This window comes from Halostagnicola kamekurae (assembly GCF_900116205.1).
Taxonomy (GTDB): domain Archaea; phylum Halobacteriota; class Halobacteria; order Halobacteriales; family Natrialbaceae; genus Halostagnicola; species Halostagnicola kamekurae.
Window position 1 is genome coordinate 162,521 of sequence record NZ_FOZS01000002.1, and the last position, 19,907, is coordinate 182,427.

Below are 19,907 nucleotides of genomic sequence, written 5' to 3' on the forward strand. Positions count from 1 at the left end.
TTCTCTTTACCACTGAGAGGCGATTGCTATCGGGTGGTAACACGAAATATCGAATCTCCATAAGTGCCCCTGAGGATGGCGCTGAGGAGCAAAGAGAACTCGGCTACGATTCGACGGTAGGAGCGCCTGGTACCCAGTCCCCTTCGTAATCGGCGTATATCGAATCCGGCTCTTCGGACCCCTCTCGAAGTCCCGGCCCCCACTCCGCGTGATATGCCACCTCATCAAGCTCGGTTTTAAGCGCGCTATCCAGCGTTCTATGGCGATGGCTCTCCTCGCCAGATTGCCGGACATGACTCCGAAGGGCGTCGGGCGAACCGATAACAGTACGAGAGCATCCCTCGATGGGGCAAGTGAAGGTATCCGGAGGGTCGGTCGAATTCTCTTCTCCCTCTCGGGCTTTCCGGATGCGTTCGAGTTTGTCCTGGTTCTCGGTCTCACTCATGAATTCCACCCCATTTTATCAGTTTTTCTAACTAATTCGGCCCTCTCACTACAAAAGAGGGAGGAGATAAAGAGGACCATCATATCCCCACCTCAATACCGAGTTCCTCGCGGCGGTCCTCAGGAATCAGTATTGCATGGCTTTCGAGGTAGTAGTATCGTTTACGACCATCCTTGATGGATTTCACGTTTAAGGGTACGTCATCGGAGTCCTGCATCTTTCTGAGTGCTTCATAGACCTGCGTCTCCTTACGGTCAACCCGTGGATGTTCGACTATCTCCCCTTTCCGAGCAAGAACCAAGTCGCTGAGGGCATCCTGTACTCGGTCGATGACTGGATAACTGACCTCTGGCCGTTCCTCTCGGGTGTATTTCGTAATTCCCAGTCCGGGGTCGTATTCGGTGTCTTTCGAGGTAGCGTAATCGAGGATTTGTTCTCGGTGATGGTCATCCCGTAGGAATTTCCGCTCGCTACTCTTGTCTGGGTCGTCAGCGTGGGCGTCTGTCTCCGGATTTCGATTGAAGATGGTTGTGAGAACCTGTTCAATGACCTCCCTGTTCCTCTCCATATAGAACCCAACCTGTTCAGCGAACCATCCCTCCGCTTGGTGACGGTCGTTTTCGAACCTGGTTTTACTGAGGTTCCCTTCGATGACTGCCTCAATGGTTTCCGAGACCATTGAATTGAGCATCGTCTGATATCGCTTCTCGACGTTGAAGTTTGCCTCAATGTCTCCGAGGGAGTCAGGGACTTCGGTATCGAGTTCGATAGGTTCGGAATTCGATGTCTCGTTACTCGGAAGGAGTTCCTGAGGGAGGTCACCGGATTCGAGCTTCCCGATACCTGGATTCGATTCGACGTGATATATTCCACCAGAGGGGTGAATCGAACCGGGGAGGACTACATACTGGTTCTCGGCTCGAATCTCCCCAGCACCATTCAATTCTTCCTTCCCCTTTGCGTTCTGAACGTCTCCCCCATTCTCGAAGGTTTGGTGATATCCCCTCCCTGAGCCGGAAATGACTGTGAGCGTATCGGAATCGGCAGGGAATAGGTCGGGGTCATCATGGTCGGTGAAGACCAGCCCACTCGTCCCATGTTCCGGTTTTCCAGCGTAGAGGCAAAATCCTCGTTCTCCGTCTTGCTCGATAAGTTGGATTGCGTCCTCGGCATCGACCAAGAGTGATTTTGCCTCATCGGAGTCCAGCCGGCAACGTCCTGAAATAATCGGGCGCTTCCCCTCCCCATCGAGAGGCATCAATTGAACGCCCCGCCATCCGTTCTCCGTCAGGGTGCCAATATATTCTTTGAGGAGAGCGGCTCTTTCGCTATCTGATGTATAGCAAGTGCAGACCGGATTCTCATGGTTGCAAGTACCACCTCTTCTGAAGTCCTTGCTAAGAACGTCTTCGGGGCTTCTCGGCGCGGAACTATTTTCTCTGTTGGAGTCTGATTTTCTCATGTCGAAGGTCATCTCCTTCGGCGTCTCCCTCGTTACCCATAGTTCGGGGGTCCACGCCCCCGGATTCAATCCCTCTCATTGTCCAGACCTACTTGTCGAGGATATCGTCTAGCGCCTCATCTACCATTTCCCCGTACATGTCCTCGTCGAAGCGCTCCTCGACAGCCCCGTGGATTAGTTCGTTGATGCGCTCCTCCTGCCCATCCGTGAAAGCCTTGTCTGAATCGAGGGAATTGACGGCTCGTTGCAGGAAGCGGGACCAGGTTTCACCCTCGGGCTTGGCTTCCTTCAGTTCTCGATGTGTGTCTTTCTGAACGCCGATTGTCGTAACCTCTGTCTGTTCTTTCGCCATATATTCGATTGGCCTCCGAACTGTCATAACTGCTGGCAAACACAAGTTCGACTCTTTGGCTCAGAAGTCGTTAGTACGCAATAGAAGACGTGAGTATCGAGATTTATCGAAGTGGGCCGGGAAGGTCAGAGAATCATACCATCTCCTACTCAGGCAGAGGTATATGAAGAAGCCCGCTCTAGTCGTATATTCTCGTCCGGAGGTTCAGCAAAAATGCACGATGGACTGGTACGGGAAATTGTGGGATATGTGGTCGAAATCAACAAGGCTCCCAATAGACGGTCCCGGAATCCATCCAGCGCCAGTTCTCGCTGCGAGGGCAAGCAGAGAGTGAATCGAGGGGGGTTGGGCAACGGAAAGGGCCATCTCTTCGACAAATCGATGAGAGCGCGCCTCTCGCTCCTCTTAGAGCATGGACTGTTTATCTCGCCCCAGAGTCGAAGATTCGGATATGCCCGGTGAGATATGGCCCTGCCCATCCTGTGAGAAGGTTTTCCTCGAAGAGACCCCACTCCGAACTCATTCCAGTCGGGTGCATAATGAGTTTCTGCGCCGAGGAGACGCTGAACCCAAAGAACTCTCATCGACAGAAGGAGAATTCTCGGAACCGCTGGAGGTTGCGTAGTACAGTCTGAGAGGGGAAGCTTCCTCGGATTGAGTCCGTCCCAAATCGTAGAGAGGCGTCCTCTTTCTCCCGTTTGAGGCCATCTCCGGCGGAATGTTGTTTAACTTGTTTGCCATAATCCTGAGTATGAGCAAAGCTATACCCAGTGATTCGATGAAGCAGAAGGCTCGTGAGGAACTCAAGAAAGTGCTACAGGAGCGGTTCAACGAGGAGGTCGTCTCGGAACTCTTCGACTCGGACCAGTCTCGGACGAACGCCAGCCGAGGGTCGGGGCCGAATACGGTGACGGAGGAAGTCGAAATTCCGGTGTCTGGATTCACCGAGAGCGATTCCCCTCATACCGCGACAGTCGAGAGGGAACGAGTCGAACCAGGTAGAGACCCACGACTCAACGATGACATGAGCGCGGCTGAAATCTCTCGGGCTTCCCGCGAGGGTCTGACCGTGGAGGAGGAACTCCAGATTCAGGGAGGTCGTCGGACGAACAGTAAAGACGCCAATCCCGAGGAAGTTCCCGTCGGTGGCTGGGACCATGGGGGAAACGATGAGTGACGCTCAGGAAGTGACGCCCGAGGATGCAGATACAGTCGTGAAGATGGAGAAGTCCGTCACCAATCCCGCCGTCTCGACCGAGGAAGTCGCCGAAGAACTCGGAGTCAGTATCGAAGAGGCGTTCGAGCTACTGGATGAATCCCCACGCCCCTCAGGGAAGCCAGTCGGAGATACCCATATCTGGTGGTAGAGGATTCCCCCATGTTTCAGATGGAGAACAGCAGGGACGATTTGATTCGTAGATTCCCCGTAGCCATCCCCCTCCCGAATGGTGGGGAAGAGATGCTCAACGCTCTAACGCCCTCCCTCACCCCTCACAACGAACATCAACTCCATAGACCATGACCATCGAGCAAGAAGAGCAGTACCTCGGCAACGAACCTGACGAGGTTCCGAGAATCGAGCCAGACGAGCAATGCAACGGGAAGAAAGTCGAACGGGACGACGAGAGTGAGGGGACCGTTTTCGCTGGATACTGCAACGCTACGGCCGGGAAGGGAACGGACCATCTCGGTGAAGGGCGTTGTAAGTACCATGGAGGAGCCTCGACTGGAGCGCCGAAGGGAAACCAGAACGCTCAGACTCACGCCCTGAACGCCGACCCCCATCACTACTTCCAATCCCTCCCGCGAGAGCAGAAGGAGTATGTCCGGGATGTCTCCGCTTCGATTCAGGACCGAATTCGAGCGCGTTCGGGAGACGTCGATTATCTCGATAGAGTGATGACCCGGCGAATCGCTATCGAACTCCACATCGTCAGTAAGGCCAGCGATTACGTCGAGAACGTCTCCGGATTGACCGAGACCATCATGACGGAACACGGAAGCCACGAGAAGGAAGCCGCCCTCCTTGATGAGATTCGCAAACGCGACAAGACGATATTCAGGATGCTCAAGGAAGTCGGCGTTCTGGATGACCCAGAGACTCAGAAAGCGGATGCGCTCGAATCTTGGCGGAGTTGGGTCGAGGGACGCAAGTAATAGGCCGATTTGAGACTTCGGAGAACCTTGACCAGAATATGAATAAGCATATCAAACTGTGTTGGTAAGTGACGATAATGTCCGGGTCAGGATTTTTTGAGCGAACAGAGTTTAACACGGAAACCGGTCCCCAAGACCCTGAAGAAGCAATTCGCGAGAGGCATGACCCAGAAGTAGCGTATGCTCATATCCTGAAACTCTCTGCCTCTGTTGATTCAGGACTAGAAGCAGTACCGGAAGAAAACCAGACGGCTGCAGAGGTTTATGCTGCCGTGGACTTATTCCGTGCTACCATCCAATATATTGAAGAATTTGGGACATACCTAAGAGCACAAGCAGTAAGTGACGAGAGTTTTATTGAATCGTTGATTCGAACGAGCGCAAGCAATTTGGTTCCATTCTTCAAAGCCTGTCAAAATCATACTCTTGACAGCTATTTAGATGACCAAGACTGCCAGTTGAATGCAACTGAATGGATTAGCGAACAATTTGGATATCAACAGATGCAAGATGGGCGTATTCAGCCCCCCGATGAATCTTCTGAGAGACCGTCGGAAGAAGAACTAAGTGAATATATTGAGGGTTCAATTTCGTATATTGAAGCCGAATTAGAGGCTATTGCTACGTTCTATCTTAATTTCAAAGAAGCGTACAACGCCGTTAAACATGGGAATAGAGTTATGGTCAATCCTTCCCCTCGATTTACAGTAGACAGTGAGCAGACGGAACCACAAGATTTGGAGACTGAGGACACCTACGCATCCTTTCTCTGCAAAGAAAGCGGAGATACCGGTGGTAATCCTTACATCCTGACGCTACCTTCTTCCTTCCTTGAGCGTTGGTCTCTTGATATTGCTGACCGGGTGAATCAGCTCTATACGCATGCCTACGAAATCACAACTATTAGTCAAGGAGACAGGGTCTCTGTTGATTTCTATAGGGCTGGTGCCAGTGGAGGTGGGGAGACAATATCCTATTTCTCTATCCAGAACACAGATGGTACGATAATCGTCCCTAAAAAAGATGTCCCAGAGATGGTCTCCGAATTCGAACTTGAGGAGGGGTTAAGCGTTGAACTCGTAGCATCTTGGTCTCTCTCAGGAAGCACCCTCCACTTTGAGATTGAGTATGCGACAGAACCTACCCCTGACTATCCAATTGAGGTTTCTCTCCAGTTTGAGGAAACCGATAGCCTTCGTGAGCTAGGAAGGGGGCAGTTCAACTTTTCAGTCGACCCAGGCCGGCTGAGTGTCTCCAAGTATCTTGAATTACTCGATATCCAGAATCGAGACGACATTTCCGATATTGAATTCAAGTTCCCTGATGGAGAGGTTTTCACTGAGTCACTTGAAGATTCATTCGAGGGGATTCAACTACCCCAACCAGAGGACCGGGAGTTCTTAGAGTTTGTTAAGAGGATTGAATTGGCTAACCAAACACGGATACCATTTCCATTAGCCTACTCTGATGAACATTACAATGTCTTTGAAGAGTATCAGAATGAGGATTTAGATAGAGATACTGCAGAAGAAGTTCTTAGCGAGTTTAAGGAAGCAGGTGAAGAAACGCTTAGTACCAAGATTATTGCCGAAATATGGGATGAGCCTCAGGAACAGGTTGAAGTCGAGGATATAGACCCAGAGCAACGCTTGGACCTTGGACTGATAGATGGGTGCGTTGAGATGCAGGGGGATGGTATCGAAAAAACTCGTGGAGAACCAGGTGAGGTTCTCAAATCTGAACCAGCCCCCTCGTCCTATTCCGCCCAAGAAATCATAGAGATAATCGAGGAAGATGGTATTCAGGGCCTTTCTGAAGTTACTGAACAAGAGTTAGCCCCAGAAGAGAGAGAATCGAAGGTTGGGTACAAAGTCTTCTTTGGAGGAGAGACTATCTGGGGGACCATCGATACCCTCTATGTGGGAATCTTTAGAGAATAGTACGCTCCCGCACGCAAAGGTCTAAACGCGTTCTCCTTTTCGGTTCTGGATGGTCGATAGTCAGAAAGCAATATGTTCGAAGACTGGCGAGGTTGGGTCAGTGAAGATTCTAAGTGGTAAGAGATATCAATAAAATAGCGCAGTATAGGGGCCGCTAATAGAACTCAGATTCGATTATCCAATTCGCTTACCAATTCTTCCCTCATTTCATGGAGGTTATCCAAATGAGCTTCAATCTTGTCTCTCTTTGCTTTCTCATCTGCATCATGCAACGAACCCCATTCCTCCTGATACCCCAAAATGAGGACTTTTGTACTCGATAGAAAGGTATAGAATGTGACTATCTTCTCAATCTCTTCCTCTGCGAGTAAACCGATGTCTTTAGCTTGCGCCTCGTACATCTGTCGAGAAATCAGTCCCTCGATATCCGTTTTAGGAAGGGCACCTATTCCGAAAGCATCCTCCCTATCTAACCACTCCATCGCTTCGACTTCATTCTTGATTGCTTTCCGCACTTTGTTTCGCCTTTCGGACTGTTCTCGCCTTCTAATGAAGAACTGAGTTAGAGACCCGACCAAGGCCCCAATGAATGTAGCAGTGGCAATAATGAGAGGCCCCATCTGCGAATCGAGAACCATGGATAAACACAGAAAGAGGCGGTTTTAATATGTTGTTCCATCCAATGGATTGAGATTCACTAAGCGCGGCGAGGAGCCGATTCAATAGAGAGCAATCGTCTTCTGCTCGATAGTTCTAGAATCGCCTGAGAGGAGCGAAGGGGAGCGAGATGGATAGCTGGATGATGACTCTCTCAATTTAGGAGGCTCATCCCAAGCAGGATGTAGACACCTCTCTCCGTAGCCATCATAATCAGTTTTCTCGCGATATCATCACTGTATTCTCGGGCTTTAGCGATTATCTGCCTCAGCCGAGAGGCGTCTGTCTCGTCGCTTTCTAGTTCATCCTCAAACTTCTGTACGAGGTCTCGGAGTTCCTCTTTCTCTTCAGGCGAAGTCATCATACCATCAATATCCTCAAAAATATTCTCGACCGTTACGCGCTGGACTTGGGTCTGAGCCTGTTCCTGAGATTGGCCCTGTTGGACGTTGATAACTGCAAATTCTCCACTTGAAGATATATCTTCAAAGTCGTCAGTATCCAAATCGAGTGTGTCTGCGATTTTGAGTGTTTCCAGTTTGATTTCCTGTATGGTATTCAGAGCGGCTTCACTCCCTCTATGAAGGTTTGTGCCTACAGAAATCCCTTCGGCCTCGGAAATATCTTGAATCCTCTGATTATCCGGATATTCGTCTTTGACCTCTTCAAGTACCTCGTTGAATCGTTCTGCAAGTGACGTATTGACTCTATAGTTGTCATCACGAAGTGCGCGCTCGCAGTCATCGTGAATCCTCTTGAGTGATTTCAGTAGGTAAGTTTCGACCATATGTCGAATGATGAACCGACCATCATAGTACCTCCCCTCAAGTAGCCCCGATTTCGGAACCACGACACGACTCATCTACTACGCTAAGGTCTAAGCGCGCTCCGTTTCAAATGTAGGCTGAAGTGCCCGAAGGCGTTGGGGCGCGAGCTGAATCATAATGAAATCTAATCCGGGAAATCGGGATAAAATCACCATACGGCGTTCTCGTCCAGTGAATCTGGCGCGAGTGAAAAAGCCATGCCGCCTCCCGGATTTGAACCGGGGACAGCTCGATCTTCAGTCGAGTGCTCTCCCAGTCTGAGCTAAGGCGGCTCGACTCACACTCCGTCGATGGTACAAAAAAGGATTTCGAATCCGGGCGGGCGTGGTAGGTCCCGACATCCGACGCCCTCCCGTGGTCGTCCTGTCTACCAGTAGTCACTGGTTACGCTCTCGAGTCAGCATCGAACACATCGCCGTCTGTCGGATTTATAGATATTCAAGACACCCTTTTCCGGACCGGGTGGTAATATCTTGTTATGGAGGGCCTTACCAAGAATCAGGAGGGCACTGACCTGTCAGCGAACACGATTCTCGAGCTGCTGGCAAACCGGCGACGACGGTACCTTCTCTACGCGCTCCGCGGGCACGAAGATCCGATCGAACTCTCGAGAATCGCCGAACAGGTCGCCGGCTGGGAACACGACTGTCCGCCAGAAGACGTCGCGAAAAAGCAGTACAAAAGCGTGTACGTCTCCTCCGTGCAGTGTCACGTGCCGAAACTCGACGACGCGGGTGTCGTCGACCACGACGAAAGCAACCACACGGTCGTTCTCGATGATAATTTCGAGCAACTCGAGCCGTACCTCCGACTCGTCGTCAAAGACGAACCAGAGAACTCGACGCTGAACACAGCACTCCAGTCCGAGCCCGGGGACGGACTCATCACCCAGATTCGAGAGAACGTCGCCAAACTCAAGCACTGACGTCGCGGACCGTTTTCTATGCGGAACCGGACGTAGCTAACTCCTTCCGCTAGTCCGATTTCTGTGCTGGGACGCAGTAATCTATCGCTGATCCCCACAGGGTGCAGACTTGGCTTTTCGCTCTCGCTCGAGCACGCAGCCAAGACTGATCTCAATACGAGCGGGTCGAGAGGTTGTAAACTTAGAGGTGGACTCGGGCGAGTTCGAACTACGCCGAGACATGCTCGCTACGCTGCGCGCGACTCGTCTCCTTCGAACCCGCCGCTCGCATCACATCGCTGTCGCTCACGAATTGTTCGCGACAGCAATAGTGGGCTCGGGCGGGTTCGAACCACCGACCTCGGCCTTGTAAAGGCCGCGTCATAACCAGCTAGACCACGAGCCCGTACCTGATCGAAGCCGGTCCGTGCGAATAACCTTTACTTTCTCGTTGCGCACCTATCGATAATGGACACGGACCGTGCGTCGCGCCTGCTGCTGGTAGTCGCACTTGCGATTGTCGTCGGCTTTGTTCTCGTGCAGGTCGGGCTGTTCCCGACTCCATGGAGCGCGGATCACGCGACAGTAACTGTCACCGCCACCGACGGCGACCCGCGGGCGACCGTCGACGCCGAGGTCGCAGACACCTGGTCGGAACGCTACACCGGGCTGAGCAACCACGAGTCGCTCGAGGGCGACGAGGGAATGCTGTTCGTCCACGACGGCGAGGGCGAACGAACCTACGTGATGCGCGACATGGACTTCGCCATCGACATCATCTTCATCGACGACGACGGCGAGGTGACGGCGGTCCGGGAAGCTCGAGCGCCCGACGCCGGCGAAGACGGCACCGACCTCGAGTATTCGGACCGGGCGAAGTGGGTGCTCGAGGTTCGAAGCGGGTACGCCGACGAACGCGGAATCGACGCCGGCGACGAAGTTAGTATCGAGTACGAGTAACCGAAACCCGCCAGATATGAACCGTCTCGCCGCTCCCTATTTCGATTCGTCGGTAACGCTTATTGGCGGCGGACCACTGAGCGAATGCAATGAGCAGCGTCGACTGGGACGAGGACGACCCCTTCGAAGCCCAACGGGAGAACATCGAGAACCCGATGCGACGGCTCCTCTTCGAGTTCGGACGCCCGTACTGGTTTTCGGTGACCGTGGGGATCGTCTCGAGCATCCTCGCGCGGGCGCTCGACCTCCTGCCCGCGCTCTTGCTCGCGGTCGCCATCGACGCCATCTTCGGGGACGCCGCGTTCGCCGAGCAAATCCCGCTGGTCGTCCTGCCCGAGGCCTGGCTCCCGACGACCCCGGAGAGCCAGTTCTGGTTCGTCGCCATCGCCATCGCCGGCTCGTTCGCGCTGGGGTCGATCTTCCACTGGATCCGGAACTGGGGGTTCAACGCCTTCTCGCAGGACATTCAACACGACGTTCGAACCGCGACCTACGACAAGATGCAACGCCTCGATATGGAGTTCTTCTCGGACAAGCAGACCGGCGAGATGATGTCGGTCCTCTCGAACGACGTCAACCAGCTCGAGCGCTTTCTCAACGAGGGGCTCAACTCGGCGTTCAGGCTCGTCGTGATGGTCGTCGGAATCAGCGCGTTGTTGCTCTGGCTCAACCCGCAACTGGCGCTGGTCTCGCTCGCGCCCGTGCCGCTCATCGGCGGCTTTACCTACGTCTTCGTCAAGAAGATCCAGCCCAAGTACGCGGCTGTTCGCTCGAGCGTCGGGAAGGTAAACTCGAGACTCGAGAACAACCTCGGCGGCATTCAGGTGATCAAGTCCTCGAACACCGAACGGTTCGAGTCGGGCCGCGTCGAGGACGTCTCGAAGAAGTACTTCGACACGAACTGGGAGGCCATCAACCTCCGGATCAAGTTCTTTCCCGCGTTGCAGCTCATCTCCGGGATCGGGTTCGTCCTGACGTTCGCCGTCGGCGGCTATTGGGTGCTCCAGGGAGCTCCACCGGGGCCGTTCACGGGAGGCCTCGAGATCGGGGTCTTCGTCGCGTTCATCATGTACACCCAACAGCTCGTCTGGCCGATGGCCCAGTTCGGGCAGGTGATCAATATGTACCAGCGGGCCGAAGCCTCGAGCGAGCGGATCTTCGGTCTCATGGACGAGACGGGCCGAATCGACCGCGAAGAGGGGGCCGACGATCTCGAGGTCCAAGCGGGGCGCGTCGAGTACGATTCGGTCTCGTTCAGCTACGAGGGATACGAATCGCGGGACTCGGACGAGACGGATCGACAGCGAGAGACGGCACCGACGGCAGCGGACGATTCGGTCGAAGCGGATCACCCGGCCGAGGAGTCCGAACTGATCATCGACGATATCAGCTTCGAGGTCGAGGGCGGGGAGACGCTCGCGCTGGTCGGCCCGACGGGAGCCGGCAAGTCGACCGTCCTCAAACTCCTGCTTCGGCTCTACGACGTCGACGACGGCGAGATACGGATCGACGGACAGGACGTGAGCGAGGTGTCGCTCCCGAGCCTGCGGAGATCGCTCGGCTACGTCGGCCAGGAGTCGTACCTCTTCTACGGAACCGTCGAGGAAAACATCACCTATGGGACGTTCGACGCCGAGCGCAGCGAGATCGTCGAGGCCGCCAAAGCCGCGGAAGCCCACGAGTTCATCCAGAACTTGCCCGACGGCTACGACACGATGGTCGGCGAACGAGGCGTCAAGCTCTCGGGCGGCCAGCGCCAGCGGGTCGCTATCGCCCGCGCGGTGCTCAAAGACCCGGACATCCTGATTTTAGACGAAGCGACGAGCGACGTTGACACCGAGACCGAGATGCTCATCCAGCGCTCGATCGACGACCTCACCGAAGACCGAACGACGTTCGCCATCGCACACCGACTCTCGACGATCAAAGACGCCGACACGATCGCCGTCCTCGAGGGCGGACGCATCGTCGAGCGCGGCTCCCACGACGAGCTCCTCGAGAACGACGGCCTCTACGCGCACCTCTGGGGCGTGCAGGCCGGCGAAATCGACGAGCTACCGCAGGAGTTCATCGAGCGCGCCCAGCGTCGGACGGCCCGAACGCAGGCGCGAAACACGGACGACTGACGTCGCGTCCCGTATTAGAACGATTCCTGTCCTTCCTGGTCGTCCTGGTCCGGCGCGCCCTCATCCTGGCGGTCCTCGCCCGGCGCGGGCGGCGTTCGATCGCTGTAGTTCTTGCGCCCGATCGCCTCGTCGCCGACCATGTTCATGATCGCCTGTTCGACCGCCTCGTAGGACTCGTACTCGTCTTCGTTGAGCGGCCCGATGACTTCCTCGAGCGTCGCGGTTTCCTCGCCCATCTCGAGTTCCGCGTCGCCGTGATCCTCGAGGAGTTCGTCCTGGCTGGCGGGGTACTCGTAGTTTCGGAGCCGGTCGCCGAGTTCGCCCAGTTCGACGCCGAGTTCGCGGTTCTCGTCGGCCATAGATAGAATCTACGCCACACAGCCGGAAACCGTTTTGGCCTGCCGACGCGGATGTCGAGCGAGCAACGTGTGCAGTGCATACAAGGGAGAGCCGCTCCTCGAGACGAGCATGGAACTCAGGTCGGCCACCTGGACGGACCTCGCCGGCTGCGAGACGGATCTCGCGATCATCCCGGTCGGAAGCACGGAACAACACGGCCCGCACGCGCCGCTCGGGACCGATGTTATCACTGCTGAGTCGGTCGCCCGAGCGGGTCTCGAGCGCTTCGACGGGGAGGTCGTCCTCGCACCGGCTATTCCGGTGGGTATCGCTGAAGAACACCGGCAGTTTTCGGGCACGATGTGGGTCTCGCCGGACACGTTCCGAGCCTACGTCCGCGAGTCGGCGACGAGCCTCGCTGCGCACGGCTTCGATCGTATCGTCTTCGTCAACGGTCACGGTGGGAACGTCGACGCGCTGCGGGAGGTCGCGGCCGATATTTCGCGCACCGAAGACGCCTACACCGTCTCGTTCACCTGGTTCGAGGCGGTCGGCGAGCACGCGAGCGAGATGGGCCACGGCGGGCCCCTCGAGACAGCGCTCCTATCCCACGTCGCACCCGAACTGGTCCGGGAGGACCAACTCGAGGAAGCCAGAGACGCCGCCGCCGACTCGTGGGGCGAGTGGGTGAGTCACGTGAATCTCGCGCACGATTCGGCGGAGTTCACCGAAAACGGCGTCGTCGGAGACCCTGGTGAGGGTGACGAGCAACTGGGCGAAGAGCTACTGGAACTGGCGGGAACGAGCCTCGCACGCCTGCTGGAGGGAGTCGAGAAACGGGACGTGGACCGTCCGGAAAACAGGCCGGACCCATCGACGGACTAACCGCTCTCAGTCGTCGGATTCGTCCGCGCTCTCGAGCGTGCTCCGCAGAGCGGGTATCGTCGACGTGAGCTCGCCGACCTGCTCGCCAGCCTCGGAGATGTCGTCGATCGTCGCTTCGAGTTCTTCGATTTCCTCCTCGAGGTCGTCGGCGTCGTCGAAGGCGTCCGCGCGCTGGCCCATCGTGAACCATTTTTTGGCGTCACGAAGGTGGTCCTCCGCGTCGCCGGCGTCGAGGGCGGACTTGAGCCCGTTGAGCGCGCCGAGGACGTTGTCGGCGTCGCTCTCCCAGACGTCGTCGGCGTCGGGCAGGGCGTCCCAGGCGTCCGCGAGAGAGGCTTCGACGTCGTCGCGCATTTCGGTCGCGGCTTCGCCGAACAGTTCGTCGTCGTCGAGCGAGGCTTGGCTCATAGCACCACGTTTGCGGCCACCGGGGTTAAAAGGTAGCCCGAAAGTGAAAGTGAAATCGGAGGAGAGAAATCCGGTAGCGACGAAATAGCCCGGGTGTTTCGAAACGAACGTCGTATCCCTTCGCGGTCGGGCAGGGCCCGGGTCGTTACAGTGAGCGTCGCAGTATTCGCGGGCGTCAGCGCTCCCGGACCGATTCGATGGCCATCAGCGGATAGCCGTCTTCCATCTCCATGCGGGTCACGACCGTACAGCCCTCGTAGTCGACGACGATTTCGACCTCGAGGAATCGGCCCGTCAGTTCGGTGTAGTCTGCCGTCGACTCGGTCAGCGCAGCCTCGAGCGCGTCGGTCTGAACGTCGACGGAGACCGACCGACAGTGGGGCTGGTTCTCGATCGAGTCCTCCATCGCCCGCGCGAGACTCGGCGCGCTGTCGAGCGACACCGGCGTCCCAGCGAACTGGTGGTACAGCGTCCCGAACTTGATACCCGCCTCGAAACAGGCGGCCTCGGGGTCGGTCGGCGCTCTATCCTCCGGCCCCGTACTCGAGGGCCCGTCTCCGCTCGAGTCGGGGTCGTCTGCTGCGGTCATACGATGTGACTCGAGGGCCGGGCGCAAGGACGTTCCGATAGGGACGGGGCGAACGGTCGGCCGCAGCGACACAGAAGTTGGGAAACTAAGATATCGCCGAAAGCAGAATCGCATGGTACTTATCGACGCTGTGTTTCACACCAAACGAATGGCACAGTCCGTCCTGTTAACGGGGGCGTCCGGGCGTGTCGGACAGGCAGTCCTGGGCGACCTCGCCGACGCGTACGAGTGGCGCTTGCTCGATCGCGACCCGCCGACCGAGGATCTCCCGGGGGAGTTCGTCGTCGCCGACATCACCGACGACGAGGCGGTCCGCGAGGCGATGGACGGGATCGACGTCGTCGTCCACCTGGCCGGCGACCCACGTCCCGAGGCACCCTGGAACAGCGTCCTGACGAACAACATCGATGGAGCGCGAACGGTGTACGAAGCCGCCGTCGAGACCGGCGTCGAGAAGGTCGTCTTCGCCTCGTCGAACCACGCCGTCGGGGCCTACGAAACCGACGAGCGCACGCCCGATATGTACCGATCGAACGACGAATTCCTCCTCGACGGGACGGAACTGCCCCGCCCGACGAACCTCTACGGCGTCTCGAAAGCGACCGGCGAAATCCTCGGCCGGTACTATCACGACGAACACGACCTCTCGGTCGTCTCGGTTCGGATCGGCAACCTCACGAAAGACCACCCACCGATCGACTACGAGCGCGGGCAGGCGATGTGGCTTTCCTACCGCGACTGTGCACACCTCTTCGATCGGTGCATCCAGGCTGACTACGGCTACGAGATCGTCTACGGCATCTCCGACAACGACCGAAAGTACTACTCCCTCGAGCGCGCTCGAGAGGTCCTCGACTACGAACCACAGGACAACTCGGCCGACCACGACTAAGCGCCCGGACCCAGACGAGTGCGGTCGGAACAGGAGTCGCGATTCGACGACGAGCCACCGGCAATCGCGCGCGATTTTGGATTTCAGTGCGTCCGATCGACGCGTAGATCTATGTCTCGAGACCGCGAATCCGCGAGCATGAACGACGACGGCGATGCAACCGACTCGTTCGACCTCACGAATCCCGGTCGCGTCCAGTTCGGCGTCACGCGAGGCGAGTACGACCTCGAGATCGGCGGTCCCCGCGAGTATCCCGACCGTGCGGATATCAGCGTCAAACCCACCGATGACGGAGCCCTGCTGGTCACGATCGACGCGATGGCCGGCGACCACGCCACGGGTCACGCTGACGTCGAACTCACCCTCGAGGACGCGCGGACGCTGCGTGACCTGCTCGCGGAGACGTGTCGGTGGATGGAAGGGGAAACGGACGAGTGAGGCGGGCGATCAAAGTATCGAGTTGCGCTCGACGACTCGAGTGAGAGCGGCCAGCGAGAAACGACCTCGAGCGCCGTGGGGCGAAGCTTCGTTAAAACAGGCCCTCGACGTCGGATTCTCTCGCCGCCCGGCGCTCGACGTGCCCGGAGAGGCGTCGATACACGATCCCGCGGGTCTCGTCCTCGCGAACGAAATCGTACAGCAGCGAGACGAACCGGCTGTCGTCCCGACCGGCCTCGAGATCCGATAGCGCGTAGGTCCCCGCCTGCTCGAGGGTCGCCTCGTCGTAGCCCCACTCAGCGGCGAGGACGGGTGCTGCAGCGGCCAGCCCGGCGGGGTCGAGAGAGTCGAGTTTCGGTACGGACTCCTCGAAGACGAGCTCGATGGGCGATCTTCGCTCGACGAGTTCCGGATCGGCCGCGAGCGCTTCGAGAAACGTTCGAACGGGCTCGAGCGAAACTCCGCGATACGGTTCAGGGAGCTCCGCCAGATACGAGTTCGCACTCGTCGCCAGGCCGATGGTCCCTTCCCAGTTCCCGTTCCGGGCGTGATAGACCGCCGCCGTGAACTGGATCAGGCCGTGGAGCAGTCGCTCGTCGTCGGTGCCGGACTCGAGGTCGAGCCAGCGACTTTCCCAGACGTCGTGTGCCGCATGGACCTCGCCGGCGTTGTAAACGGCCATCCCGGCCCGGAGTACGTCGCGCATTGCGTTCCCTTCTGTCCGGAGGATCCAGAACCCGATAACGGTACTGGACGATATCGGACGCGGCGACGCCGAAGGAACCACCCGTTGGCACATCGGATCGGTCGATAATCGATCCGGCCGGTCTCTAACGAAGTGCGAGCGAGAGTAAGACGGCGACGAGAGATCGATGAGGGAGTGCCGGATACGTTCCGCCTCCGGCGGGGCGGGCAGACAACTGTCGAACGCGGGACGAGTCGACGATCGCGCGCCGTCCCACCGGTTACTCGCCGCCACCGGTCGGGCGGTGTGCGATCGAAGGCGCGTTTCAGACATTAGTATGAAGCCGTTTCTCGACAGGGTCAACAGTTGATCGCGAACACAGTTCGATAATACACCCCATAATCGGACGCGGAAGTCGACAATAGATCGATTCGAAGCGGCTACTCGCTCGAATGCTCCCGATCCGGGGTTCCGTTACTCGGAAAACTCTTCCTCCCAGCGGAATCGACCGTTTCGCTGAACGACCTCGCCGTCGATCTCGAGTCTGGAATCCTCGCTGACGTCGGTTATCATGTCGACGTGGACCGCCGATTCATTGCCCGACTCGCCCTCGGGCAGACAGGCGTCGTAGGCCCGTCCGACCGCGAGGTGGACCGTCTCGCCCATCTTCTCGTCGAAGAGGATGTTGTCTGTGTAGCGGTCGATACCGCGGTTCATTCCGATCCCGAGTTCGCCGAGTCGGCGAGCGCCCGCGTCGGTCTCGAGAATCTCGCCGACGACGGCTTCCCCCTGTTCGGCGGCGTAATCGACGACTTCGCCGTCCGAAAACTCGAGGCGAACGTCCCGAACGGTCTCGCCGCGCAGGGTCATCGGAACGTCGAAGGTCACCGTTCCCTCGACTTCCTTAGGGGCCGTAAACACCTCACCGCTTGGCAGGTTGTGCGAGTCGTAGGCGACCGACGCCGCGCTGTTGACCGCCGTTCGATCGCCGATTCCCATCGTGAGATCGGTCCCGCTCGAGACGAGTCGAACCTCCTCGCCCTCGTCCAGCAGTTCCTTCAGGGTGCCCATCTCGTCGGCCAGCGACGCCCAGTCGCGACAGATCGCATCGTAGGCGAACTCCCGGTAGGCCTCGTAGGACATGTTCGCCTGCTGTGCGAGCGACCGCGTGGGATGAACCGTCGACACCCACCGCGTGTCGAATCGCGCCTCGCGCACCGCCTGCTGTGAGCGCCTGTACGCGCGTCGCGTTTCGCCGGGAACGTCCGCGGTCGCGCTCGTATTTCGGCCGCCGCCGAGCGAGAGGTAGACGTCCGCGTTCTCGAACAGTGCCAGTTCGTGGCCACCGCCGTCGTCGAACTCGTCGTCGTGCGCCCGAAGATACGCGCGCTCGATCTCGCCCGAACTGTAGGTCGAACAGAGGTTCGCCCCTCGTTCGCCGAGCTTTTCGGCGACTGCAACCGCCAGCTCGTGGGCGTCCGGGCCGACTGAGACGACGACGTCGTCACCGGCCTCGACTCGAGCGCTCCAGTCGACTAGCACCGTCGCGTGCTCGCGTACGCGTTCGTCCATAACTTCGAGTCAGTCGGAAACCACTAAATCGTACGGATCGGTTCACGCGCTCTCGAGGGGAGACCGCACAGATTACGCAGAAGTCGGTTCCTCGAGCCCGTCATCGCTTCGCGAACGGGCGAGCGCAACGATCGCGTAGACCACCGGCGTATCGGCCACGGCGATCGCCAGCTTGAGGAGGTACTGTCCGATCATGAGTCCGATCACGGCCTCGGGCTGGAGCGCGTTCCCGACGCCGAACACGAGCGGAGCGATCGCGAACGCGATCGAGACGAAGATCACGGTATCGATCGCCTGACTGCTCGCGGTCGATCCGATATTTCGTAGCCAGAGTCGCTCGCCGTCGGTGTACTCCCGAATCCAATGGAAAACGATCACGTCCCAGTTTTGGCTCACGAGATACGCGATCAGACTCCCGGCGACGATGTTCGCCGCCGGGCCCAGAACCGCTGCGAACTCCCCCGCACCGACGGGCGTGGTCGCCGAGGCCGGAGCGGCGATCGTCGACCAGACCAGTGCCAGGACGACGAAGTTCATCGCGAACGCGACGTTGACGACGATCTGGGCGGCTTTCCGACCGTAGAGTTCGGCGTAGCAGTCGCTCGCGAGGAACGTAAGCGCATAGGCAAGCGCCGCGCCCGGGAGCACGAGTTCGGCACCCGCGAGGGGAATCGCAACCGGGAGTTCGAACGCGAGAATCTTCGAGGCCGTCACTTGCGCAGTCGTCAGTGCGGTGACGAAGAGTCCGATCAACGCCACATGTGCGATCGACGGCGCGGCTCGAGTCGTTGTCATGCTCGTCGGCTATCCAGTCGAGGTACGTAAGCGATACTATTCGAGACGCCCGCGAGTATTCGCCAGTTCTTCTCGAGATATTCTATTTTGATGGCCGATTCGAATTCAGTAGATAGATCCATCACACGATTCACTGGCTTTCAGTACTGCTTCTATCAGCCGCTCGAGTTCAAATTGCACGGCAAAACCGGAAAGATTATTTTAGATAGGTTAAACTAGAGAAACATTATGGTTGATAGACAGATATCAACTCGGCGTCGCTGGTTGACGGCCTGTGTCGGAGCGACGGCGGGAGTCGCGACGCTCGCTGGCTGTGCGAGTGATACCGAGAATGACGGGAGCGAGGCGGATGGAGGTGAGACGGGCAGCGAGGAAACCGCTAGCGAATACGGGAGTTGGCCGATGGCGCACTACGATGCAGCGAATACCGCTGTTGCTCCGAACAGCGGACCGGATAGCAAACCTGAGGAGGAGTGGTCTATTAAATTTGAAGGGGAGCCGACAACCCCTGTCGCTTCAAACGGAGTTGCATATGTGGGTGTGAGAGATGATTCATACTATGCGGTTGATATTAGTGAGGGGGAGACAATTTGGAACTATCAAACTGGAGAATTTGAAACACCAGCTATTTCTGACACTCAGGTATTTGTCTCAGGCGAAGGAATTGAAGCTTTAAAGCCGGGAAATGGAGATCAAATTTGGGCTAGTGGTCATGAACCACTATCCAATCTCCGAATTAAACAGGGGGTGGTATATGGGTCATCAGACAGACACGTATATGGGGTAAATACCGGATCAGGGGAAGAAGTGCAATCTATCGAGGTATCCTCGAGCATCGTTTCTTTTTCAATAGACAGGAATAGAATATACATAAAAACACAACAAAATAAGAAAAATTACCAGATAGAGTGCTATAGTATGGAATCAGGGAATTTCATGTGGGATTATGAGATTCAACAGTCAAATTGGGGCCATGGCGGGCTTAAATTTCCTGTTACAAATGGGAGAGTTATTACACGAGATCAGAAGGCGCTAACTACAATCGACGGTGAGACAGGTGAAGGGCGAATAATTAATGAGTTTGAGCTAAATCTCACCGTTTCAGTTTCTGTGGCAGATAGCGTCGTATATTGTCCACTACTAATAAATGAACTGCCAGCTGTAGATATGGAATCTGGCGAAAGAATATCAGATTGGGAATGGGATCCTTTAGCAGGAAGAATTAACTGGAGGACTCCTATCGCAGATAGTACGCTCTACGTATGGGCATCTAGAGGTGTATCCAGCGGGTTTGTCCTTATTGCAGTCGATTCAAAGACTGGCAATCAAAAGTGGGAGTATGAATCTCAGTTGACTGGCAACCCTGCTGGTCCAACAATTCTGAAAGATATGGTGTTATTCCCCGATGATTATGGAGATAGGCTTGTGGCAATAAAATAGCCTAAACGGTAGTTGTAATAGGCTAGTTTAAGGA

22 protein-coding genes and 2 tRNA genes are annotated in these 19,907 nt (G+C 56.9%); 11 read left to right on the top strand and 13 right to left on the bottom strand.

The annotated features are described in order from the left end of the window. Positions 1-103: 103 nt before the first annotated feature. The 3 genes from BM348_RS08635 to BM348_RS08645 form a co-directional block, all read right to left on the bottom strand. Positions 104-445 carry a hypothetical protein gene (locus BM348_RS08635; protein ID WP_139231166.1) on the bottom strand — a complete coding sequence of 114 codons (342 nt, stop codon included), beginning with the start codon at positions 443-445 and terminating at the stop codon, positions 104-106. Positions 446-524: 79 nt separating this feature from the next. Further along, the gene (locus BM348_RS08640) at positions 525-1,919 is read right to left on the bottom strand and encodes a bifunctional DNA primase/polymerase (protein ID WP_092904033.1); all 1,395 of its coding nucleotides are present in this window, start codon (positions 1,917-1,919) and stop codon (positions 525-527) included. A 76-nt stretch (positions 1,920-1,995) separates the two neighbouring features. Next, positions 1,996-2,259, bottom strand: a complete 264-nt coding sequence (locus BM348_RS08645) for a hypothetical protein (protein ID WP_092904035.1) — start codon at positions 2,257-2,259, stop codon at positions 1,996-1,998. A gap of 751 nt (positions 2,260-3,010) precedes the next feature. Here BM348_RS08645 and BM348_RS08650 point away from each other — a divergent pair. From BM348_RS08650 to BM348_RS08665, 4 genes are all read left to right on the top strand, one after another. Next, a complete protein-coding gene (locus tag BM348_RS08650) occupies positions 3,011-3,436 on the top strand; it encodes a hypothetical protein (RefSeq protein ID WP_139231167.1) in 426 nt (141 codons plus the stop codon). Continuing rightward, positions 3,429-3,626 (top strand): hypothetical protein, encoded by a 198-nt coding sequence (locus BM348_RS08655; protein WP_139231168.1) that lies wholly within the window; start codon positions 3,429-3,431, stop codon positions 3,624-3,626. Before BM348_RS08650 ends, BM348_RS08655 begins: the two co-directional genes overlap by 8 nt. 151 nt (positions 3,627-3,777) lie before the next feature. After that, the gene (locus BM348_RS21825) at positions 3,778-4,416 is read left to right on the top strand and encodes a hypothetical protein (RefSeq protein WP_245779421.1); all 639 of its coding nucleotides are present in this window, start codon (positions 3,778-3,780) and stop codon (positions 4,414-4,416) included. Positions 4,417-4,493: 77 nt separating this feature from the next. Then, on the top strand, positions 4,494-6,356 hold the full coding sequence (locus tag BM348_RS08665) for a hypothetical protein (protein WP_092904042.1): 1,863 nt from the start codon (positions 4,494-4,496) through the stop codon (positions 6,354-6,356). Positions 6,357-6,520: 164 nt separating this feature from the next. Here BM348_RS08665 and BM348_RS08670 read toward each other — a convergent pair whose 3' ends face one another. From BM348_RS08670 to BM348_RS08680, 3 genes are all read right to left on the bottom strand, one after another. After that, complete coding sequence (locus BM348_RS08670) at positions 6,521-6,994, bottom strand: hypothetical protein (RefSeq protein WP_092904044.1); 474 nt, start codon at positions 6,992-6,994, stop codon at positions 6,521-6,523. Between the two features lie 173 nt (positions 6,995-7,167). After that, positions 7,168-7,800: a hypothetical protein gene (locus BM348_RS08675; RefSeq protein ID WP_092904046.1), complete on the bottom strand. Its 633-nt coding sequence runs from the start codon at positions 7,798-7,800 to the stop codon at positions 7,168-7,170. A 238-nt stretch (positions 7,801-8,038) separates the two neighbouring features. Continuing rightward, positions 8,039-8,112, bottom strand: a tRNA-Phe gene (locus tag BM348_RS08680). 206 nt (positions 8,113-8,318) lie between these two features. On the opposite strand from BM348_RS08680, the gene BM348_RS08685 reads away from it, so the two are divergent. After that, a complete protein-coding gene (locus BM348_RS08685; protein WP_092904048.1) occupies positions 8,319-8,765 on the top strand; it encodes a DUF7344 domain-containing protein in 447 nt (148 codons plus the stop codon). A 311-nt stretch (positions 8,766-9,076) separates the two neighbouring features. Here BM348_RS08685 and BM348_RS08690 read toward each other — a convergent pair. Then, positions 9,077-9,150, bottom strand: a tRNA-Val gene (locus tag BM348_RS08690). A 62-nt stretch (positions 9,151-9,212) separates the two neighbouring features. Here BM348_RS08690 and BM348_RS08695 point away from each other — a divergent pair. Continuing rightward, positions 9,213-9,704 carry a DUF192 domain-containing protein gene (locus tag BM348_RS08695; protein WP_092904050.1) on the top strand — a complete coding sequence of 164 codons (492 nt, stop codon included), beginning with the start codon at positions 9,213-9,215 and terminating at the stop codon, positions 9,702-9,704. Between the two features lie 89 nt (positions 9,705-9,793). Continuing rightward, a complete protein-coding gene (locus BM348_RS08700) occupies positions 9,794-11,830 on the top strand; it encodes an ABC transporter ATP-binding protein (RefSeq protein WP_092904052.1) in 2,037 nt (678 codons plus the stop codon). A gap of 14 nt (positions 11,831-11,844) precedes the next feature. Here the strand turns inward: BM348_RS08700 and BM348_RS08705 are convergent, their stop codons facing one another. Further along, positions 11,845-12,189 carry a DUF5789 family protein gene (locus BM348_RS08705; RefSeq protein ID WP_092904054.1) on the bottom strand — a complete coding sequence of 115 codons (345 nt, stop codon included), beginning with the start codon at positions 12,187-12,189 and terminating at the stop codon, positions 11,845-11,847. 109 nt (positions 12,190-12,298) lie between these two features. On the opposite strand from BM348_RS08705, the gene BM348_RS08710 reads away from it, so the two are divergent. Beyond that, the gene (locus BM348_RS08710) at positions 12,299-13,054 is read left to right on the top strand and encodes a creatininase family protein (RefSeq protein WP_092904056.1); all 756 of its coding nucleotides are present in this window, start codon (positions 12,299-12,301) and stop codon (positions 13,052-13,054) included. Positions 13,055-13,060: 6 nt separating this feature from the next. Here BM348_RS08710 and BM348_RS08715 read toward each other — a convergent pair whose 3' ends face one another. Continuing rightward, on the bottom strand, positions 13,061-13,462 hold the full coding sequence (locus BM348_RS08715; protein WP_092904058.1) for a DUF5790 family protein: 402 nt from the start codon (positions 13,460-13,462) through the stop codon (positions 13,061-13,063). Positions 13,463-13,637: 175 nt separating this feature from the next. Then, on the bottom strand, positions 13,638-14,051 hold the full coding sequence (locus BM348_RS08720) for a dihydroneopterin aldolase family protein (RefSeq protein ID WP_092904060.1): 414 nt from the start codon (positions 14,049-14,051) through the stop codon (positions 13,638-13,640). A gap of 148 nt (positions 14,052-14,199) precedes the next feature. Between BM348_RS08720 and azf the strand changes: the two genes are divergently transcribed. Next, positions 14,200-14,943, top strand: a complete 744-nt coding sequence (gene azf / locus BM348_RS08725) for an NAD-dependent glucose-6-phosphate dehydrogenase Azf (RefSeq protein ID WP_092904062.1) — start codon at positions 14,200-14,202, stop codon at positions 14,941-14,943. A gap of 138 nt (positions 14,944-15,081) precedes the next feature. Further along, on the top strand, positions 15,082-15,381 hold the full coding sequence (locus BM348_RS08730) for a hypothetical protein (protein ID WP_394328090.1): 300 nt from the start codon (positions 15,082-15,084) through the stop codon (positions 15,379-15,381). A 91-nt stretch (positions 15,382-15,472) separates the two neighbouring features. Here BM348_RS08730 and BM348_RS08735 read toward each other — a convergent pair whose 3' ends face one another. From BM348_RS08735 to BM348_RS08745, 3 genes are all read right to left on the bottom strand, one after another. Continuing rightward, positions 15,473-16,087, bottom strand: coding sequence for a DUF309 domain-containing protein (locus tag BM348_RS08735; protein WP_092904066.1), 615 nt, complete (start codon positions 16,085-16,087; stop codon positions 15,473-15,475). Between the two features lie 453 nt (positions 16,088-16,540). Beyond that, on the bottom strand, positions 16,541-17,638 hold the full coding sequence (locus BM348_RS08740; protein ID WP_092904068.1) for an aminopeptidase: 1,098 nt from the start codon (positions 17,636-17,638) through the stop codon (positions 16,541-16,543). Positions 17,639-17,710: 72 nt separating this feature from the next. Next, a complete protein-coding gene (locus BM348_RS08745) occupies positions 17,711-18,433 on the bottom strand; it encodes a queuosine precursor transporter (protein ID WP_092904070.1) in 723 nt (240 codons plus the stop codon). A 402-nt stretch (positions 18,434-18,835) separates the two neighbouring features. Between BM348_RS08745 and BM348_RS08750 the strand changes: the two genes are divergently transcribed. Next, positions 18,836-19,873, top strand: a complete 1,038-nt coding sequence (locus tag BM348_RS08750; protein WP_175507140.1) for an outer membrane protein assembly factor BamB family protein — start codon at positions 18,836-18,838, stop codon at positions 19,871-19,873. The last annotated feature ends 34 nt before the right edge of the window (positions 19,874-19,907 follow it).

Coding starts and splice junctions, on each gene's coding strand:
- BM348_RS08635 (WP_139231166.1), bottom strand. CDS start 445: ATGAGTGAGACCGAGAACCAGGACAAACTCGAACGCATCCGGAAAGCC.
- BM348_RS08640 (WP_092904033.1), bottom strand. CDS start 1,919: ATGACCTTCGACATGAGAAAATCAGACTCCAACAGAGAAAATAGTTCC.
- BM348_RS08645 (WP_092904035.1), bottom strand. CDS start 2,259: ATGGCGAAAGAACAGACAGAGGTTACGACAATCGGCGTTCAGAAAGAC.
- BM348_RS08650 (WP_139231167.1), top strand. CDS start 3,011: ATGAGCAAAGCTATACCCAGTGATTCGATGAAGCAGAAGGCTCGTGAG.
- BM348_RS08655 (WP_139231168.1), top strand. CDS start 3,429: ATGAGTGACGCTCAGGAAGTGACGCCCGAGGATGCAGATACAGTCGTG.
- BM348_RS21825 (WP_245779421.1), top strand. CDS start 3,778: ATGACCATCGAGCAAGAAGAGCAGTACCTCGGCAACGAACCTGACGAG.
- BM348_RS08665 (WP_092904042.1), top strand. CDS start 4,494: ATGTCCGGGTCAGGATTTTTTGAGCGAACAGAGTTTAACACGGAAACC.
- BM348_RS08670 (WP_092904044.1), bottom strand. CDS start 6,994: ATGGTTCTCGATTCGCAGATGGGGCCTCTCATTATTGCCACTGCTACA.
- BM348_RS08675 (WP_092904046.1), bottom strand. CDS start 7,800: ATGGTCGAAACTTACCTACTGAAATCACTCAAGAGGATTCACGATGAC.
- BM348_RS08685 (WP_092904048.1), top strand. CDS start 8,319: ATGGAGGGCCTTACCAAGAATCAGGAGGGCACTGACCTGTCAGCGAAC.
- BM348_RS08695 (WP_092904050.1), top strand. CDS start 9,213: ATGGACACGGACCGTGCGTCGCGCCTGCTGCTGGTAGTCGCACTTGCG.
- BM348_RS08700 (WP_092904052.1), top strand. CDS start 9,794: ATGAGCAGCGTCGACTGGGACGAGGACGACCCCTTCGAAGCCCAACGG.
- BM348_RS08705 (WP_092904054.1), bottom strand. CDS start 12,189: ATGGCCGACGAGAACCGCGAACTCGGCGTCGAACTGGGCGAACTCGGC.
- BM348_RS08710 (WP_092904056.1), top strand. CDS start 12,299: ATGGAACTCAGGTCGGCCACCTGGACGGACCTCGCCGGCTGCGAGACG.
- BM348_RS08715 (WP_092904058.1), bottom strand. CDS start 13,462: ATGAGCCAAGCCTCGCTCGACGACGACGAACTGTTCGGCGAAGCCGCG.
- BM348_RS08720 (WP_092904060.1), bottom strand. CDS start 14,051: ATGACCGCAGCAGACGACCCCGACTCGAGCGGAGACGGGCCCTCGAGT.
- azf (WP_092904062.1), top strand. CDS start 14,200: ATGGCACAGTCCGTCCTGTTAACGGGGGCGTCCGGGCGTGTCGGACAG.
- BM348_RS08730 (WP_394328090.1), top strand. CDS start 15,082: ATGAACGACGACGGCGATGCAACCGACTCGTTCGACCTCACGAATCCC.
- BM348_RS08735 (WP_092904066.1), bottom strand. CDS start 16,087: ATGCGCGACGTACTCCGGGCCGGGATGGCCGTTTACAACGCCGGCGAG.
- BM348_RS08740 (WP_092904068.1), bottom strand. CDS start 17,638: ATGGACGAACGCGTACGCGAGCACGCGACGGTGCTAGTCGACTGGAGC.
- BM348_RS08745 (WP_092904070.1), bottom strand. CDS start 18,433: ATGACAACGACTCGAGCCGCGCCGTCGATCGCACATGTGGCGTTGATC.
- BM348_RS08750 (WP_175507140.1), top strand. CDS start 18,836: ATGGCGCACTACGATGCAGCGAATACCGCTGTTGCTCCGAACAGCGGA.